This is a genomic window from Synechococcus sp. KORDI-49, assembly GCF_000737575.1.
Taxonomy (GTDB): Bacteria; Cyanobacteriota; Cyanobacteriia; order PCC-6307; family Cyanobiaceae; genus Parasynechococcus.
The window spans coordinates 2,254,384-2,271,007 of the sequence record NZ_CP006270.1 but is presented as its reverse complement, the minus strand read 5'-3'; the positions used below and the strand labels follow the sequence as shown (position 1 = coordinate 2,271,007).

At 64.5% G+C, this 16,624-nt stretch carries 24 protein-coding genes and 2 tRNA genes; 13 read left to right on the top strand and 13 right to left on the bottom strand.

Going from position 1 to position 16,624, the window contains the following annotated elements; translation table 11 throughout:
* Window positions 1-2: 2 nt before the first annotated feature.
* From KR49_RS11475 to KR49_RS11460, 4 genes are read right to left on the bottom strand one after another with little or no spacing between them, the layout of a single operon-like run.
* Window positions 3-920, bottom strand: a complete 918-nt coding sequence (locus tag KR49_RS11475) for a lysylphosphatidylglycerol synthase domain-containing protein (protein ID WP_043695550.1) — start codon at window positions 918-920, stop codon at window positions 3-5.
* Complete coding sequence (gene larC, locus KR49_RS11470; protein WP_043695547.1) at window positions 917-2,188, bottom strand: nickel pincer cofactor biosynthesis protein LarC; 1,272 nt, start codon at window positions 2,186-2,188, stop codon at window positions 917-919. The genes KR49_RS11475 and larC overlap by 4 nt, the downstream gene beginning before the upstream one ends.
* Window positions 2,185-2,829: a hypothetical protein gene (locus KR49_RS11465; RefSeq protein WP_043695544.1), complete on the bottom strand. Its 645-nt coding sequence runs from the start codon at window positions 2,827-2,829 to the stop codon at window positions 2,185-2,187. The genes larC and KR49_RS11465 overlap by 4 nt, the downstream gene beginning before the upstream one ends.
* Window positions 2,829-3,476: a hypothetical protein gene (locus tag KR49_RS11460; protein ID WP_043697430.1), complete on the bottom strand. Its 648-nt coding sequence runs from the start codon at window positions 3,474-3,476 to the stop codon at window positions 2,829-2,831. Before KR49_RS11460 ends, KR49_RS11465 begins: the two co-directional genes overlap by 1 nt.
* 91 nt (window positions 3,477-3,567) lie before the next feature.
* Between KR49_RS11460 and KR49_RS11455 the strand changes: the two genes are divergently transcribed.
* A complete protein-coding gene (locus tag KR49_RS11455; RefSeq protein WP_043695540.1) occupies window positions 3,568-4,371 on the top strand; it encodes a lipopolysaccharide assembly protein LapB in 804 nt (267 codons plus the stop codon).
* On the opposite strand, the gene KR49_RS11450 is transcribed toward KR49_RS11455, so the two are convergent.
* Complete coding sequence (locus KR49_RS11450) at window positions 4,319-4,612, bottom strand: hypothetical protein (RefSeq protein WP_043695537.1); 294 nt, start codon at window positions 4,610-4,612, stop codon at window positions 4,319-4,321. The two genes, KR49_RS11455 and KR49_RS11450, sit on opposite strands and share 53 nt — an antisense overlap.
* 55 nt (window positions 4,613-4,667) lie before the next feature.
* On the opposite strand from KR49_RS11450, the gene xth reads away from it, so the two are divergent.
* A complete protein-coding gene (gene xth, locus KR49_RS11445) occupies window positions 4,668-5,501 on the top strand; it encodes an exodeoxyribonuclease III (protein WP_173402172.1) in 834 nt (277 codons plus the stop codon).
* Window positions 5,502-5,517: 16 nt separating this feature from the next.
* Here the strand turns inward: xth and KR49_RS11440 are convergent, their stop codons facing one another.
* A complete protein-coding gene (locus tag KR49_RS11440) occupies window positions 5,518-6,969 on the bottom strand; it encodes an FAD-linked oxidase C-terminal domain-containing protein (RefSeq protein WP_043695532.1) in 1,452 nt (483 codons plus the stop codon).
* Window positions 6,970-7,105: 136 nt separating this feature from the next.
* On the opposite strand from KR49_RS11440, the gene hemL reads away from it, so the two are divergent.
* From hemL to KR49_RS11425, 3 genes are read left to right on the top strand one after another with little or no spacing between them, the layout of a single operon-like run.
* Window positions 7,106-8,407, top strand: a complete 1,302-nt coding sequence (gene hemL, locus KR49_RS11435; RefSeq protein WP_043695529.1) for a glutamate-1-semialdehyde 2,1-aminomutase — start codon at window positions 7,106-7,108, stop codon at window positions 8,405-8,407.
* 9 nt (window positions 8,408-8,416) lie between these two features.
* A complete protein-coding gene (locus KR49_RS11430; RefSeq protein ID WP_043695526.1) occupies window positions 8,417-8,872 on the top strand; it encodes a hypothetical protein in 456 nt (151 codons plus the stop codon).
* A complete protein-coding gene (locus KR49_RS11425) occupies window positions 8,859-9,266 on the top strand; it encodes a cytidine deaminase (protein ID WP_253912760.1) in 408 nt (135 codons plus the stop codon). The genes KR49_RS11430 and KR49_RS11425 overlap by 14 nt, the downstream gene beginning before the upstream one ends.
* On the opposite strand, the gene KR49_RS11420 is transcribed toward KR49_RS11425, so the two are convergent.
* Both KR49_RS11420 and KR49_RS11415 read right to left on the bottom strand, forming a co-directional pair.
* Window positions 9,259-9,753, bottom strand: coding sequence for a nucleoside 2-deoxyribosyltransferase (locus KR49_RS11420; RefSeq protein WP_043695520.1), 495 nt, complete (start codon window positions 9,751-9,753; stop codon window positions 9,259-9,261). The genes KR49_RS11425 and KR49_RS11420 overlap by 8 nt on opposite strands.
* On the bottom strand, window positions 9,753-10,148 hold the full coding sequence (locus KR49_RS11415) for a phosphoribosyltransferase (protein WP_043695516.1): 396 nt from the start codon (window positions 10,146-10,148) through the stop codon (window positions 9,753-9,755). Before KR49_RS11415 ends, KR49_RS11420 begins: the two co-directional genes overlap by 1 nt.
* Window positions 10,149-10,205: 57 nt before the next feature.
* Between KR49_RS11415 and KR49_RS11410 the strand changes: the two genes are divergently transcribed.
* Window positions 10,206-10,454, top strand: a complete 249-nt coding sequence (locus KR49_RS11410; RefSeq protein ID WP_156957188.1) for a hypothetical protein — start codon at window positions 10,206-10,208, stop codon at window positions 10,452-10,454.
* 6 nt (window positions 10,455-10,460) lie between these two features.
* Here KR49_RS11410 and KR49_RS11405 read toward each other — a convergent pair whose 3' ends face one another.
* Window positions 10,461-10,958: a YajQ family cyclic di-GMP-binding protein gene (locus KR49_RS11405; RefSeq protein ID WP_043695511.1), complete on the bottom strand. Its 498-nt coding sequence runs from the start codon at window positions 10,956-10,958 to the stop codon at window positions 10,461-10,463.
* Window positions 10,959-11,016: 58 nt separating this feature from the next.
* Between KR49_RS11405 and KR49_RS11400 the strand changes: the two genes are divergently transcribed.
* Window positions 11,017-11,469 carry an MAPEG family protein gene (locus KR49_RS11400; protein ID WP_043695508.1) on the top strand — a complete coding sequence of 151 codons (453 nt, stop codon included), beginning with the start codon at window positions 11,017-11,019 and terminating at the stop codon, window positions 11,467-11,469.
* Here the strand turns inward: KR49_RS11400 and KR49_RS11395 are convergent, their stop codons facing one another.
* The 3 genes from KR49_RS11395 to ebsA are packed head-to-tail and all read right to left on the bottom strand — an operon-like array spanning window position 11,470 to window position 13,530.
* Entirely contained in the window at window positions 11,470-12,003 is a 534-nt protein-coding gene (locus KR49_RS11395) for a DNA recombination-mediator protein A (protein ID WP_043695505.1), read from the bottom strand. It lies immediately after the preceding gene.
* A 16-nt stretch (window positions 12,004-12,019) separates the two neighbouring features.
* Entirely contained in the window at window positions 12,020-13,117 is a 1,098-nt protein-coding gene (locus KR49_RS11390; RefSeq protein ID WP_043695502.1) for a phosphotransacetylase family protein, read from the bottom strand.
* Between the two features lie 32 nt (window positions 13,118-13,149).
* Window positions 13,150-13,530 carry a type IV pilus biogenesis protein EbsA gene (gene ebsA / locus KR49_RS11385; protein WP_043695499.1) on the bottom strand — a complete coding sequence of 127 codons (381 nt, stop codon included), beginning with the start codon at window positions 13,528-13,530 and terminating at the stop codon, window positions 13,150-13,152.
* A gap of 21 nt (window positions 13,531-13,551) precedes the next feature.
* Between ebsA and KR49_RS11380 the strand changes: the two genes are divergently transcribed.
* Window positions 13,552-14,307, top strand: coding sequence for an SDR family oxidoreductase (locus tag KR49_RS11380; RefSeq protein ID WP_043695496.1), 756 nt, complete (start codon window positions 13,552-13,554; stop codon window positions 14,305-14,307).
* Here KR49_RS11380 and map read toward each other — a convergent pair.
* Window positions 14,288-15,127 carry a type I methionyl aminopeptidase gene (map, locus tag KR49_RS11375; protein ID WP_043695492.1) on the bottom strand — a complete coding sequence of 280 codons (840 nt, stop codon included), beginning with the start codon at window positions 15,125-15,127 and terminating at the stop codon, window positions 14,288-14,290. The genes KR49_RS11380 and map overlap by 20 nt on opposite strands.
* A 53-nt stretch (window positions 15,128-15,180) precedes the next feature.
* On the opposite strand from map, the gene KR49_RS11370 reads away from it, so the two are divergent.
* The 5 genes from KR49_RS11370 to KR49_RS11350 all read left to right on the top strand — a co-directional run bounded on the left by KR49_RS11370 (window position 15,181) and on the right by KR49_RS11350 (window position 16,607).
* Window positions 15,181-15,465 (top strand): hypothetical protein, encoded by a 285-nt coding sequence (locus KR49_RS11370; protein ID WP_043695490.1) that lies wholly within the window; start codon window positions 15,181-15,183, stop codon window positions 15,463-15,465.
* Between the two features lie 28 nt (window positions 15,466-15,493).
* Window positions 15,494-15,961, top strand: coding sequence for a 50S ribosomal protein L19 (rplS, locus tag KR49_RS11365; RefSeq protein WP_043695488.1), 468 nt, complete (start codon window positions 15,494-15,496; stop codon window positions 15,959-15,961).
* A 63-nt stretch (window positions 15,962-16,024) separates the two neighbouring features.
* Window positions 16,025-16,097 (top strand) — tRNA-Trp (locus tag KR49_RS11360).
* A 36-nt stretch (window positions 16,098-16,133) separates the two neighbouring features.
* On the top strand, window positions 16,134-16,322 hold the full coding sequence (locus KR49_RS11355; protein WP_006043540.1) for a hyperconserved protein Hcp: 189 nt from the start codon (window positions 16,134-16,136) through the stop codon (window positions 16,320-16,322).
* Between the two features lie 211 nt (window positions 16,323-16,533).
* A tRNA-Asp gene (locus KR49_RS11350) sits at window positions 16,534-16,607 on the top strand.
* Window positions 16,608-16,624: the final 17 nt, after the last annotated feature.

Below are 16,624 nucleotides of genomic sequence, written 5' to 3'. Positions count from 1 at the left end.
GATCAGGGATGGGCCTTCAACCGTCGCAGCAGGGCGCTGTCGGCGGCAACCGACAGCGCTGCGACGACATCCGCCAGGGTGGAGATCACCCGGTAACTGAGCACGGCGGCCAGGAGTGGAGCTTCCGGCACGGTGCTGCCGAGACGCAGCAGCAGCGTGGCTTCGAACACACCAAGTCCTCCAGGTGCCCCAGGCACCACCAGACCCACGGCATAGGCCAGAGCGAAGGCCGCAAGCCAGACAGGCAGGGAGGGTTGCTGCAGTTGAAATGCCTGAACGCAGCAGAGAAAACCGGCGAACCGGGTGAGCACGAATCCCAGCTGAGCAGCCAGCGGCGCCCAGGGGTAGTCGCCGCGCCCGCTTCCAGATGCATGCTCGGCAAGGTCTCCACCGGCAGAGCTCTGCAATTGCTCCGCCTTGCGACGTTCCAGTCTCTGCAGCAGCGGCTCCCGCCAGCGCGGCAGCATCAGCAGGGCCGGCAGCGGCGCCAGCAGCATCAGACCTCCCTGCCAGCCCCCGAGAGGCAGAAGCAGCAGCGACGCCACCACGATGAGCAGCGGATCCAGGATCACCGTCGCCAGGGCGGGGCCCGCCCCGATGGAGCCGCGCAGCACCCGGACCCGCTCCAGCAGATGCCAGATGCCACCTGGCAGGTACTTGAGAAGGTTGCTGCGGACGAACAGCGGAACCAGAGCGACTTCATCCGGCGGATGACCGAGCCAGGCCACCAGCACGCACCAGGCCAGACCGTTGAACAGGATGCTGGCCCAGGTCAGGCCCATCCCGAGCAGCAACCAGGCCCAACCCCGGCCATCAAGGCTCTGGTCCATCAGCTGGCCGGACTGCTGATGCAACGCCACGGCCATGAACCCGAGGCTGGCCAGGGTGATCCAGAGGCTGGGCTTGCGAAGCCAGCTCATGTCCAGGACCAGGGCTGATCACTGCTGAACGCCCAGCCAGCGTGGGAGGCCCGCAGGGCGGCGATGGTCTGTCCGCTGTCCTGACTGAGCCGCTGCAGATCATCTGCCTCCGGCTTGACCGTGCAACTGCCGTCCGGACGTCGGACCTGCTTGGCCCGGAGCGCGCCCCAGGGCGTGTGAAGGATGCCGTTTCGCCGGGGCAGCAGCCAGCGCCCCTGATCCCGTTCCCGCAGACCGATCGTGGGGCTGCTGCCGAACCAGATCTCACGCAGGGCGGCAGCCCGATCCGGAAGCACCAGAGCCGTGACCGACTGACCGGGGCGCCCCTTCTTCATCTGAAGCGGCGTCGAGGCCGCATCCACGGCACCTCCCCGCTGCAGCGCCGCCAGCAGCAGAGCGAGGTCCTCCGGTGTCGCATCATCGATCCAGGCTTCCTGCACCACCAGCGGCTGCCAGCGCGGGACCGGATCAGAGCCATCGGTTCCCGAGAATGCAGGCTCCTGCTCAGGGATCTGGGGCTTCAGCTGAATAAGCCGCAGCAGGTTGGGACGATCCAGTTCCCGATGGCCGAGACCGATGCCGATCGCCCCTGGTGTGAGCCGCTGGGGCGGGGAGAAGTGATCCACCAGCACCGACAGCAGGGCCAGACCGGTGGGTGTGGTGAGCTCACCGGCCGGCAGATCACCGTCATGACGCAGCGGGATCTGCCGGCGCCGGGCCATCTCCAGCACCGCCGGCACAGGAACAGGCAGCTGCCCATGGGCTGACCTCACGCTGCCGTGTCCTGCAGGAGGTGCCGTGCAGGTGACACGCAGGGGCGCCAGATGCTCCATGGCGGCACAGACCCCCACCACGTCCACCAGCGCATCCATGGCACCCACTTCATGGAAGTGCACCGATTCGGGGCTGGTGCCATGCACTGCGGCCTCCGCCTCCGCCAGAGCCTCGAACACCGCCAGCACGCGTTGCTGCAGAGCGGGAGTCAGCGGTGCTGCCTCGATCCGCTGACGGATGTCCGCCCACTGACGATGGGGGGGCTCCGGCTCGAGAGCCTTCACCGTGATGCGGAGACCCCGCAGGCCGGAACTGCGACTCTCCTCGCTCCGGAGCTGGTAGAGACCGGCGAGGCCCAGATCCGCCAGAGCCGTCTCGATCACCGCCTCAGGGACGCCAAGATCGAGCAGGGCCGCCAGCAGCATGTCCCCCGCCACCCCTGTCGGACAGTCGATGTGAAGAGGACGACCATGGAAGGGCGGGGAGCCGTTCATCGTCCGAGCCTCGGAGCCTCCGCCAGAAGCGTTCCGACGCGATCCTCCAGCTGGGAACGGTCCTGGCGCAGCTGCTGCTCGATTTCGCGGCGGGCGCGACGCTGCTCCCGCTGCGCCGTGGCGACGTCATGCCCCGAGAGCCCCCAGAGGCGGCCCAGCAGGGCCCTGTCATCGGCACCACCCCGAGCCGAGCCGTAGATCACGGTCTCAGCGGCGATGCCGGCCTGAAGGACACGGCTCCAGCGTCGTAGATCCTCCAGCGGCATCCGCACACTCTCCGGAACGGTGAACTCCGTGGCTCCACTGCTGCGCAGCCCCGCGCGCAGACACGCCAGGGTTCCCACCATCACCCGCTGTACCGGAAGCTCCTCCGCTTCGGCGATGAGCAGATGACCCGCCTCATGAACGGCGATGCGGCGCAGTCGCCCCTCACCACCGGGCATCGCTTCAGCAAGCAGATGACCACCCATCCCCTGCCAGCTGGCGGCATCGACACTGAGAGCCACCAGACCGCCTCCGACCACCACGACAATCCAGGCCGGGGAGATCCCCATCACCGGGCCGAAGGCACCGAGCCCCGTGATGGCTGCGACGACGATGGCGGCCCTGAGGGTGCCCGTGGATCCCTGGCCCTCCGCCATCAGCCGCGGGCCCGGGTGCTCCGGGGTGCCGCCGCACCGCGCCGCCCCCCCTGGCCGCGCCCCCCCTTGGTCTTGCCACCGCGCGTGGGCATCGGTGCGATCACCTCATGACGCTCGAGATGCAGCTCCTGCCCCTGCCGGCGGATGTCCAGACTGACGAAATGACGCAGATGCTCCAGGGGGAGTTCGCCCTTCATCTGCAGCTTGAAGGGAAGCGGGCGGGTTCCATCCGCACGGGGTTGCTGACGCACCTTCACCACAAGCTCACCCGTTTCGGGTTTGGTGAAGATCAGTTCACCTCGGATTGAGAAGTAGTCATCCCCTTCCGGCAGGGTGTCATCGGCATCACTCTGATCCGGGTCGAGGGTGCTGGGCTCCCAGATCCCGGCAATCTGCAGGTGCAGTTGATCGCTCTCCCTGCAGCGTGGGTAGACCACCCAGAGATGGGACTGATCCATGGCCAGATGCCGACGCATCAGGGTCAGCACCCGTCCGAGCACCACTGTCTCCAGTTCGACGCCGTTGCTGTCGAGCAAGGCTCCTCGCGTCAGTTGCTCGGGCTCTTTCGGGGTGTAAGTCCCGCGGACCAAACCGATCGCCCGGTACTGCAGCGGTTCGGTGACCGGGGGAATCGGGTGGTTGCGCATGAAATTGATTGGGGCGGCGGCAAAACCCGCAGGCCGACTGTAGCCAGCACCCTGAATCCTCTTCAGACTTCCACTCACAGACAGCGCTGTGATGCCCCGCCCGCTCCGCCTGATCCTGCTGGCGGGAGCTCTCCTGGGAGCCGGCCTGGTGGGCTGGCTCACGGCCGCATCATTCGCTCCGCAGACAGCAGCCCGCGGCAGCCGTCTGGTGGTGGACCGGGAGGTCAGCGATCTGATGCAGAAGCTCGGGGATGAGCAACTCGATGACGAGGGTCAGCGCCAGCTTCTGGAGAGACTTCTGGCCCTGGGCCGACTTCAGGAGGCGCAGCAGGTGCTGCACCCACTCCTGGAGAAGGAACCGGGATCCCTGGGACTGGCTCTGCTGATGGCGGACCTGCGTCGGCTGAACGGCGACAGCCGTGGAGCCCGAACGGACCTCGATCAACTGCTGCGGCTGCACCCCGATCATCCGGAGGTGCTCAAACTGCGCGTTCTCGTGGAGATCCAGGACGGACGCACGACCCAGGCGCTTCAGTTGCTCACACAACGCTTCCAGAACCTTGGGCCAGGGCGACGTGGGGACATGGGAATGCTCCTCGCGGACCTGCAGCGCCGGAGTGGGCAGGTCAACGCCGCTGCCGGGCTTTATCAACAGCTGGCTGAGGAGTCACCGACGGATGCCCGGCCGCTTCTGGCTCTGGCCATGCTGCGCCAGGAACAGGGGAAGGCGGATGAGGTGAGTGATCTGCTTGAGAAGGCACGCGAGAGACGAGGCAACGATGGTGACGCCGATGAGCTCATCGACACGCTGGCCTCATCCTGGGGATTGAGTGCCCTGCGGATCAGGGCTGGGCGACCTGCTTCTCTTCCACAGGCTGCAGTTCCAGCGCCTTGAGCGCGGCATCGATGGCGTCGGCAGGGGGTGTGGCGTCGTCGAGAGAACCTGCCTGTCGGATGCGGTTGATCAGATCCATGGGGTTGGTGGCATCGAGGATCGAACCGCTTTCGGAACCCTGAGCGCCGTTTCCGTAGATCTCACGCTCCTCCCTGTTCTGGTACTGGGTTTCCACCTGGGCCTGAACCGCAGGGACCTGGGCGAGCAACACCAGAGCGACGGAGGTGAACCGGAGGATCATCCCTGCAGATAACGATCGTTGAATGCTAAGCGTCTCGACCAGACGCCACAGCGCCGTGCAGATCGCCTCCTGGAATGTCAATTCCGTGCGCACCCGGCTTGACCAGGTGCTGAGCTGGCTGGAGACCAACCAGCCCGATCTGCTCTGCCTGCAGGAAACCAAGGTGGATGATCCGCAGTTTCCCCTCAAGGCCTTTGAAGCGGCGGGGTGGCGGGTGAGCATCCATGGTCAGAAGGCCTACAACGGTGTGGCCATGGTGAGTCGCGAGGCGCTTGAGGACGTCCGCTGCGGATTCATCGGCGAGCTTCCCGATGATTCCGACGCCAGAACCCTGAGCGAACAGAAGCGGGTGATCAGCGCCAGGCTTGACGGTGTCCGGGTGCTGAACCTCTATGTGCCCAACGGTTCAGGGCTCAAATCGGAGAAATACCCCTACAAACTGAGCTGGCTGGCCTGCCTGCGTCGGTATCTGGACGCGCAGGCGGAACGGGGAGAGCCCCTGTGCATGGTGGGGGACTTCAACATCGCGATGGAGGCCCGCGATATTCATGACCCCGACCGACTGACGGGGGGGATCATGGCCAGCTCAGCCGAGCGCGAGGCACTCAAGGCCGCTCTCGGTGACCGGCTGCAGGATGTCTTCCGGGTCTTCGAACCCGACAGCGGCCACTGGAGCTGGTGGGACTACCGCACCGGAGCCTGGGACCGGGACCGCGGCTGGCGCATCGACCACATCTATCTGTGTGATGAACTGCTGGAACTGGCACGCTGCTGCGTCATCCACAAACAGGAGCGGGGCAACGAGCAGCCCAGTGATCATGCCCCCGTGTCCGTCGATCTCGACTGGCCACCCGCCGATGAGGAGGACGAAGACGACCTGCTGATCTGAACGGACAGCAGGGGAATCAGAAGACCTCAACCCCGGTGGGAAGCGTCACCGATCGCTTCGCGGACTCGCCGCAGGTCCTCGGAGTCGGAAGGACCTTGCCCGGATTGGCCCGGCCATCCGGATCGAAGGCGCTGCGCAGCAGAGCCATGGTCTGGAGATCGTCCGGCTCGAACATCCAGTCGAGGTAGCACCGCTTGTCCGCCCCGATCCCGTGCTCGCCGCTGATGCTGCCACCCACTGCCAGACATTCCTTCAGGATGGCGGCGCCCAGCTGCTTCACCCGCGACTCCGCCTCCGGCTCACCGGCGTCGTAGAGAATCAGGGGGTGAAGGTTGCCGTCGCCGGCGTGAAAGACATTGGCGACGGGAAGTCCGTGATCCTGGCTCAGGCGTTCGATGGCGGCCAGCACGGACGGCAGGCTGCTGCGGGGAACAACACCATCCTGAACGTAATAGGTGGGAGTGATCTTTCCCACGGCGGAGAAGGCCGACTTGCGCCCTTTCCAGAGCACCGCGCACTCCGTGGGGTCCTGAGCAAGGCGCAGGCCGCGGGCCCCGGCATGACGACACAACTGCTCAGCCCGCTCCGCTGAGGCCTGCACTTCCGCCACCTGGCCATCCAGCTCGATCAGGAGCACCGCGGCCGCATCGCGGGGGTACTCGTCGTAGCCGAAGAAATCGTCCACGGCGTTGATCGTGACGTTGTCCATGATCTCCATGCCCGCCGGAAGCAGTCCTTCCGCGGTGACGGCCCGCACCGCCTCGCCGGCAGCCTCCATCGTCTCGAAGTCCGCCAGGAGAACATTCACGCACTCCGGCGCCCGCAGAAGACGCAGCGTGATCGCCGTCGCGATCCCGAGGGTGCCCTCGCTGCCGATGAAGGCCCCTCGCAGATCCAGCTCAGCTGATTCCGCCAGTCCATTGCCGAGCTGCGTCACCGTTCCATCGGGAAGCACCACTTCCAGGGAGAGGACGTGGTTGCTGGTGACCCCGTACTTCAGGCAGTGGACCCCGCCGGAATTCTCCGCGACGTTGCCACCGATGCTGCAGACCACCTGACTGGACGGATCGGGCGCGTAGTAGAACCCATCTCCCGCAACCGCCCGGGTCACCCAGCTGTTGATCACGCCGGGTTGAACGGTGATGCGCTGGTTCTCCAGATCGAGATCAAGAATCCTGCGCATGCGGCTGGTCACCACCAGCAGGGCCTGCTGATCGACCAGAGCGCCTCCTGAAAGACCGGTTCCACTGCCGCGGGCCACGAAAGGAACCTGGTGATCCCGGCACAACCGCAGCACGTGAGACACCTGTTCGGTGGTCTCCGGGAGCACTGCCAGCGGGGGCCGATGGCGTTCAAGTGTCAAACCGTCACAGTCGTAGCTGAGCAGGTCCTGACGCTTCGCCAACACGGCTCGCGACGGCAGATGACGGCGGAGATCCCTCTCCAGCGCTGTCCAGTCGTGGGGCACACCTCAACCTGCGCTGGGGTCAAGCTAAACAGCTTCGGGGTGCCGCGGCCGCGATCGAGACACACTCCAGACGCATCCGGACGTTCCTGGGTCAGGATGTTGCACGGTTTGCATCAGCCTCTTGGCGTCGGTTCCCGTGACAACTTCCGTGTTGAACACCAGCCGCTCCCAGGCCATCTTCGGCGAAGCCCAGGGCCTGATGCCCGGTGGAGTCAGCTCGCCGGTGCGTGCGTTCAAGTCCGTGGGCGGACAGCCGATCGTGTTCGATCGCGTCAAGGGCCCCTATGCGTGGGACGTGGATGGCAACAAGTACATCGACTACATCGGCAGCTGGGGACCGGCGATCTGCGGGCATGCCCACCCCGAGGTGATCAGTGCCCTGCAGGAAGCGATCGAGAAGGGAACCAGCTTCGGAGCTCCCTGCGCCCTGGAAAACACCCTCGCCGAGATGGTGATCGACGCCGTCCCCAGCGTGGAGATGGTCCGCTTCGTGAACAGCGGCACCGAAGCCTGCATGGCGGTGCTCCGCCTGATGCGGGCCTTCACAGGCCGGGACAAGGTGATCAAGTTCGAAGGTTGCTACCACGGCCACGCGGACATGTTCCTGGTGAAAGCGGGCTCGGGGGTGGCGACCCTCGGACTGCCCGATTCACCCGGAGTGCCGCGCAGCACCACGGCCAACACCCTCACCGCCCCTTACAACGATCTGGAGGCGGTCAAACAGCTGTTCGCCGAAAACCCTGACGCCATCTCCGGGGTGATTCTCGAGCCGATCGTCGGCAACGCCGGATTCATCCAGCCGGAGCCCGGCTTCCTGGAGGGGCTGCGGGAGCTCACCAAGGAGCACGGCGCCCTGCTGGTGTTCGACGAGGTCATGACCGGCTTCCGGATCAGCTATGGAGGAGCGCAGGCCCACTTCGGCGTCACGCCGGACCTCACCACCATGGGCAAGGTGATCGGCGGCGGCCTTCCCGTCGGTGCCTACGGAGGCCGGGCCGACATCATGGCGATGGTCGCTCCGGCCGGGCCGATGTATCAGGCCGGCACGCTGAGCGGCAATCCTCTGGCGATGACCGCGGGCATCAAGACCCTCGAACTGCTCCGCCAGCCAGGCACCTACGAGAAGCTCGCGGCCACCACGGAGACCCTGATCAACGGCATCAAAGCCGCCGCCGCCGAGGCCGGGCTGCCGATCACCGGCGGAAGCGTCAGCGCCATGTTCGGCTTCTTCCTCTGTGAAGGCCCTGTCCGCAATTTCGAGGAAGCCAAGGCCACCGACTCCGAACGATTCGGCAAGCTGCATCGCGCCATGCTCGAGCGCGGGGTCTATCTGGCACCCAGCGCCTTTGAAGCGGGCTTCACATCCCTGGCCCACTCCGACGCAGACATCGACGCAACCCTGAATGCATTCCGCGAGAGCTTCGCGGCTGTTGCCTGACCGCTTCCGATGCTTCTGGCGGCGACTCCTGCGGTTCCTCCGCTTCTCTGCACCATCGAGGCCGTCCAGAGCCGATGGTCGCCCGGCCCCATCCCAGGGGTGCGTGTGGTGCAGGGCCAGACCTTTGAGGTGCATCGGGAGGGAGCTGTTCACGTTTCACCCCGCTACGTCATCGAGAGCAGGCTCTCTGTGCTGGCCGACGACCTGCTCGCACCGAACGGGGTCGTTGCAGAGGACGGAACCGTCAGCTACCGCTGGTCATTCCAGGCCCTGATCGGCCCTGTCGCCACCGCCGTCAACCAGCAGCCCCGCGATGCCAAGGCCGTCGTGGAGGGCGATCTGAGCATCGGGTCGGATCTGCGGTTCAGTCTCCGCAACAGATCCACGCTGGTGGCGATCGGCCAGCACACACCCTTCACCCGTCTGGATGAAACAGCATCAGGTCGCTGCCTTGACCGATCCTGAACAGCTGCTGATCCGCGCCCGCTCTGCAGCACAGCGGGCCCATTGCCCCTACTCCAATTTCCGGGTGGGTGCGGCGGTTCTCTGTGCTGACGGCAGCGTCGTCGATGGCTGCAACGTGGAGAACGCCAGCTACGGGTTGAGCATCTGCGCCGAACGGGTGGCTCTGACGAGCGCTCTTGCCCAGGGAAAGCGGCCCACATCCCTTGCGGTGAGCTGCATCGATGCCAGCGACGAAACGGATGATCAGGCGGACACCGCAGCCCTGCGCATGCCCTGCGGAGCCTGCCGGCAGGTGATGCTGGAACTGCTGCCCAGCGATGCGGAGATCCACATCGACGGCGTCGGAAGCCGCCGCCTTGCAGCGTTGATCCCTCAGGGATTCCGTCTCAGCTGACAGCGGCCGTTGAAAGAGATCCGTCGTTCCGGGCCCAGCGTGCAAGGGCTTTGGAGGGATCGCCGATGGACGCCAGGCTCTCGTGAACATGGGCCTGCCAGTCCTGCTCCGGCAGGCCTGCGAACAGCATCAGATTGAGCGGGTAATGCTCGGAGTCCGTGCAGCGGCGGAAGTCGTCGCGGAACAGAAAGATCGGCTTGCCGAGAGCGATTGCGACGCCCAGTTCCACCATCACCCCCTCATCGGGAGGCGTTCCGTTCACGATGGCGAACAGCGCATCGGCATCCCGCACGTCCTGAACATCACGCTGGGCCACGCGATAGGCCCAGCCGGGTTCCGCCAGATCCACCTGACCGTTGCGGGAGAAGGGCTCCCAGACCTCCAGCCCAAGGGCTTCAAGCGCCTGGATGAATTCCGGCAGCAGCAGTCTCTTCCACTGTTCGGAGAACCCATACGGCGAGGCGAGGTAAATGGTCTTTGCCGCCATCACACCAGTCCACGAGCCCGTCGATAGGCCTGTTCGTCCACTCCGGCACGCTCGGCGTTCTCCCAAGGGAACACCAGCCAGTCATCGCGATCCGTGACTTCCACCGCCTCCCACCACTGCGTTGGCTGCTTGCTGACCCAGACCGCGAAGACTGCATCGGGCAGCTCCTGCCGCATCGCCGCCAGGGTCTTCCCTGTTTCATAGACCTCATCCACCACCAGACATGCCGAATCCGGGGTGGACAGCATCGGGAGTTCCAGCGCGTGGCTGAGGGCGACCGCAAGACACAGTCCACCCCGTGGAATCCCATGCACACCAGTGAAAGGATGTCCCTGAAAACGCTTGCTCAGAACGAGCACAGCCTGATCAAACTCGTTCCAGGTGAGCCGCCTCATGGCCGGAGCATGGCACAAGTCAATCTGAGATCAAGACGGCGAGCCGTCCTGCTTTTGGTGGGAACGTTTCTGATCATCCCCACCGTCAAAGCAGGGCCAACGCTGGGCCCGGACACGTGGCAGGACTTCATGGCCATGGCTGCAGTTCTGGAGCAGCAGGGGAACCAAAGGGATGCCTGTCGAACCGCCATGGCCATCGGCAGGAGCCTTGATGAGCATGAGGAAACCGAGCTGGAGCTGGCCTGGATGCCATCCGTCGGCCGGTACTGCGGTGCGATGCCGGCCGTTGAGACCCCGTCGAAGTGATCGGGATCAGCGGTAGTTCTCGAACTGCAGAGGGACATCCAGTTCATCCTCCTTGCTCTTCACCAGCTGGATCGCCACCTGGAGGTCGTCCTTGCTCTTGCCGGTGATGCGAACGCTTTCCCCCTGAATCGCCACAGTGACCTTCTTCAGCTCATCGCGCACGATCTTGCTCAGCTTCTTGGCGATCTCCTGGCTGAGTCCCTTGCGAAGCTTCACCACCTGCTTGACCCGGTTGCCACCGACGCTCTCCGGGTCCTGAAAGTCGAAGATCTTCAGCGAAAGATTGCGCTTGGTCGCCTTGGCGCGAAGCACGTCCTCCACCGCCTGAAGCGTCATATCACTGGCGGTGGTGATCACCAGTTCGGTCTCCTCGAGGTCGATCTCGGTCTTGGAATCCTTGAGGTCGTAGCGGGTTCCCACATCCCGACGCACCTGATCAAGGGTGTTCACCAGCTCCTGCCGGTCGAAATCGGACACCACATCAAAGGAGTAGGTGCTGGCCATGGCTCGCGTTTGCTCGACTCTTCAGCTTAGAAACCCTCCTGTTACGGGACCGCTCTCCATGTCGCTGCTGCAGTTGTTCACCGCCACGGATGCCGCGCCCTACGCCTGGTCCCTGGTGCTCGCAGGAGGGACGGTGCTGGCCAGCCTGATTCCCCTGGGCGCTGCCCGCTCAGCTGCCGACTTCGAGATCCAGGACATGGCGGCTCCCCGCGCCATGTTCGAACGCTTCCCGGACTGGGGGAAGCGGGCCAGCTGGGCTCATCAGAACAGCTTTGAAGCGTTCACCCTGCATGCGCCGGCTGCGCTGCTGGCTCTGATCGGCTCCCTCCATAGCGGAGCGCTTCCCGCTGCTGCCATCGTTGCCGCCTTCGCCCACCCAGCGCTTCGGGTGGCCTACATCGCTGCTTACGTCGGCAATGTTCCGCCCCTGCGTGGACTCTGCTGGGCCAGCGGACTCATCTGCAGCGGGCTTCTCTACAGCGAGGGACTGAAAGCGCTGATCAGCAACTGATCAGTCGAAATAGAGCAGACTCACCACCTTGCCCATGTCCTCGGCGGTGCGACAGCTGGCCAGAAGGGTTTCACTGTCGTGAAAGGCCAGACAGATCAGCTGATCGCAGCGGTTGATGATCTCCTGATTGCAGAGGCTGCTGGCCATCGGCAACGGCAGATCATCCTGCTCGGGCTTCTCGATCAAGTGCAGCACCCGATCCAGCAGATCACGGATTTCGACCGGCTGACGATCCAGGCTCTGGGGAAGCAGAACCGTGAGCTGGGACGGTTCGATCTCCAGAACGCCACGGATGACGGCCGCATTGACCCCCTGCGAGCCGGACGTGATCAGCGAATGCCCCTCCTGTACAAGGGAGCGCGCCACAAGCTCGATCAAATGGATCGCAACCACCGGCACATGGCGGCTGCCGAGCACAGCGATGCGGCGCTTTCCCTTGTCCTGCAGCAGCGCCAGCTCCTGAGCCAGGGTGTCCACCCGATCAAGAGAAGGAAGATCTAAAGACTGACCCAAGGACAACCCACCGGTCCTCATCGGAAACTAGCAACGTTCAAACCGTTGCTGCCTGCAGGTTCAGTGCTGCGAACAGACGATCCAGGCGGCAGTGCTCCTCGACGAGCCGGAAGGCATAGGTGGCTTTCACCGCTTCATGCAGCCGCACATGGCCGAAGGCCTGCTCGATCACCTCGACCGTCGCCAGCGTGTCGTGCTCAACCTTCAGCAGCGGAACATCCAGTTCTTCTGCCCGGCTGATCAGCTGTGGCAACGGTTCTCCAGCACCGGTGAGAATCAGACACTGGGTCGAGGCCTCGAGAGCCGCCAGCTGGATATCCGTGCGGTCAGCCCCGGTCACCACCGCCATGTTGCGGCGCCTCCGGAAGAACTCCATGGCGGAATTCACATTCATCGCGCCGATGCTCAGCGTCTCCACCAGCAGCTCCTGACGATCGGCGCAGCAGATCACCCGCGCCTCCAGACGTCGCACCAGTTCTCCGACGGTGACGCTGCGCAGCAGCGGCGAGCGGGGCATGACTCCAAACACCACCAGGCCGAGATTCGCCAGAGCCGGCACCACCTGCCGCTCGAGGCTTTCCACCTCATCAGGGGTGACGGCGTTGAGCACAACTCCCACCAGGCGGTCGCCGAGGATCTGTTTCGCCGCCAGCAAGGGCTCCACGCTGCGGCTGTCCTGCCAGAGATGCACCAGCACCACCTTGGCTTCGAGACCCTCGGCCAGCTGCGGCAGGCTCAGTCCGTAGAGCAGACCTTCCTGCAGGGACCCGGCGCACTCCAGCAGGGTCAGGCCTGGATCGTTCGCGACCTGTTGACGCAGTTGGTCGAATCCTTCACCAGGGTTCAGCTGACCCTGACCGAGACGAAGGGTGGCCGTCGTCGGTGACAGCAGATGGAGCGAGGAGATCAGTCGATCGGAGGACAGCCCCAGGGTGTCACCGACGAAACGCACGTCATCGTCGATCAGGGGCTGAGGTAGAGGTCCCTTGTCGGGGTCCCAGTCGAGGCTGGTGGCCAGGGGCTTGCCAAAACGGATCGGAAGTCCGGATTGAATCAGCTGCTGGGCGATGCCCAACACCAGGGCCGATTTGCCGCTGAAGGGTTCACAGGATCCGATCAACAGAGTCGTTCCCATGAACTGATGCCGATCCGCCTTCCGTATCGAATCTAGGCGTCAGCTGCGGAAGGATCAGCACCCGTCAGCAACCATCTCCAGAAGCTGTCGGGCAGATCCGAGCCTGCCCCCCCGGAATCGGAACGATCCATCAGCCAGTCCACGAGCTGATGGGTGAGCAGCTCGAAGCGGTACGTGATGTCGGGCTGATCGGGGAACGCCAGGTCACAGTGCGCGATCTCCAGCGGCGCATGCACGGCGCTCCAGCTCAACCGGAAGCGATGACCACGCCCCCCATGAACGGGACGCAGGCCGTCCAGACGGCGACCCGCCATCACCTGGAGGGCCTCCTGCAAGTCCTGTTCCCTGGAGAGGCCTCCGCAGTAGGGAGCGAACAGTGCCAGCAGGGCGGCATCAGACAATCGCGGCGCCATCTGCGTACTGATGAGCCAAGGATGCCCCAAGCTGATGCCATGGCCCAGACCCTGCGATCCGAGACGCGCTGGAGCGGACGCCGCATCGGCATCACCGGGGCCCGGGGCAGGCTTGGACAAGCTCTGGGGCTGGAACTCCAGGCCCGTGGGGCCCATGTGGTCGGCCTCACCCACAGTCCTGAGCGCTCATCCTCCGCATCCGCTCCTGACTTCGAGTGGGTGGTGTGGCGGTGCGGGGAGGAGAAGGCACTTGATGACTGCCTGGCTGCACTGGACATCCTTGTCATCAATCACGGCGTCAATCCGCAGGGTGCACAGGACCCGGAGACCTTGAACCGGGCGATCGAGGTCAATGCCCTCAGTGCCTGGAGACTGATGCAGCGGTTCGAAGCCTGCGCGAAGGCATCGGCAGGGGGGAACCGCCGCGAAGTGTGGGTGAACACCTCGGAGGCTGAAATCCAGCCGGCGGTGAGTCCCGCCTATGAGCTGAGCAAGCGCCTGATCGGTCAGCTGGTGAGCCTGCGCGGCGCCAACCTCGACCCGAACCTGCGGGAGCATCTGGTGATCCGCAAGCTGGTGCTGGGTCCATTCCGATCGGAGCTCAACCCGATCGGCGTGATGTCAGCGGAGTTCGTGGTGCGCCAGGTGCTGATGCAGGTCGGTCTCGGTCTGCGGCTGGTGATCGTCACACCGAACCCGTTGACCTATGTGCTGATGCCGCTGACGGAACTCGGGCGATGGGTGTACAGCCGTTCGCTCAGTCGCCACGGTCCGTGAGGATCTCGCAGCCATCACTGGTCACGAGGACCGTGTGCTCCCACTGGGCGGACAGCGACCCGTCACGGGTGACCACGGTCCAGCGGTCCCGGAGGGTGCGGCAGACCTTGCTGCCCGCGTTGAGGATCGGCTCGACCGCGAGGGTCATGCCAGGCCGCAGGGTGAGGTTCGGCAGTTCATCGGTACGGAAGTTGAACACCGAAGGCTCTTCATGCAGATTCCTGCCGACCCCGTGGCCGGTGTAGTCCTCCACCACGCTGAAACCGTTGGCCCTCACGTGATCTTCGACGGCACCTGCGATATCGAGAAGGGTGTTGCCGGCCTTGATCTGGCCGAGACCGGCCATCAGAGACTCCCGCGCGACGCGACTGAGGGTCTGAGCCTCGGGAGAGGCCTCCCCGACGCAGATCGTGACGCAGCTGTCGCCGTGGTAACCCTCGAAATAAGCACCTGTGTCGACCTTCAGCAGATCACCCTTGTGAATCACCCTCTTGGGGCTGGGGATGCCATGCACCACTTCGTTGTTGATGCTGGCGCAGATGCTTGCGGGGAACCCGTGGTAACCCTTGAAACTGGGGGTGGCTCCCATCTCGCGGATGCGGCGTTCGGCGAAGGCGTCGAGATCGCCAGTGGTCTGACCGGGCTCCACCATCGCCATCACTTCGCGGAGCACGGTGGCCACGATGCTGCTGGCCTGGCGCATGATCTTCACTTCCCGGGCCGATTTGATCTCCACACCCCGGCGTTTCTGGATGCGTGGACCGGTGGCGGTGGCACGGGAGGTCTGCGTGGTGCTGAGCAATTCGGCGAACAGGTTCATCACCCAACTCCATATCCGTCACGCTATCAACAGCGATTGAAGCGGTGACAGTCATGAGCCTGCTTGTGCGCGTGCGCGAACTGCATCGGCGCATCGCCCCCCTTGTGGTGCTGCCCCTGCTGATCACCGTGTGCTCCGGTGTCAGCTATCGACTGGCCCGGGACTGGTTCGGCGCCAGCCGCGACCAGGTGCACTGGCTGATGGCTCTGCATGAAGGTGAATGGCTCGGGGCGACGCTGGAGCCGGTGGTGGTCCTCCTCAACGCCATCGGTCTGCTCTGGATGCTGGTGACCGGTGCAGGAATGCTGATCGGGCAATGGCGCCGGAAGGTACACTGATTGTTTGGCGATTCAACGCGGAGCTGGGATGGCAGCCGATCCGAAGGACACGACGGTGGCGGACGAGAGCACGGAGACCTCGGAAGAGGTGGTGACCACCGAGGCGCCGGCGGAAGCCAGTGCGGCACCAGCCCGCAGACTCAGCCCGGAAGAGCTGATCCGCGGTTTCGAGGCAGACCAGCTGAAGGCGGAACTTCCCGACATCTACGTGGGTGACACGGTGCGGGTGGGCGTGCGCATCAGCGAGGGCAACAAGGAGCGGGTGCAGCCCTACGAAGGGGTGGTGATCTCCAAGCGCCATGGCGGCATGAATGAAACGATCACCGTGCGCAGGATCTTCCAGGGCATCGGTGTGGAAAGGGTCTTCATGCTGCACAGCCCCCAGGTGGCCTCGATCAAAGTTGAGCGGCGCGGTAAAGTACGCAGGGCGAAGCTTTTCTATCTGCGGGAACGGGTGGGCAAGGCCACCCGCGTGAAGCAGCGCTTCGATCGCTGAGGTTTCGACCTCGTTCAATCCAGTCGCCATCACATTGATGATGGTCAGGGGGTTCATCGCCTTGCGCCGTTAGTTCAGTTGGTAGAACGCAGGTCTCCAAAACCTGATGTCGGGGGTTCGAGTCCTCCACGGCGCGTCCGATGACCCCCAGTGCAGTTTCCCGGTTCTGAGCATGGAGTTGGATCTTCAACCAGGTGATGTTGTGAAGGTGCTCGAGTCAGCCGCCCTCGGCTGGGTCCGTGCCCGCGTCATCCGCGTCAAGTCAGGTGGTCGTGTGGTCGTGCAGAGCGACCAGGGTCGGGAATTCACGGCCCGTGGAAACCAGGTGCGCCTCATCGAGCCCGCTGGATTCAGGCCCTGAGGTCTGCTCGACAACGTTCACACGCATGATCCCGATGGCCGTGCCATCGGGATTTTTCTGTTGCAACGGCGTCGACATGGCTTCGCTGACACACTCCGTTCGCGTGCTGAAACGTGTTGACGGAGGGCATGCCGACAGTCGATACTTCTGATGTCGCGCAGGCGACACAGTTCAGGTTTCGCCGGGCGAGCTCCGGTTCCGAGGCCGATCTGGGACCGTAGTTCAACCGGTTAGAGCACCGCCCTGTCACGGCGGAAGTTGCGGGTTCGAATCCCGTCGGTCCCGTTCTCACCATCCTGTGT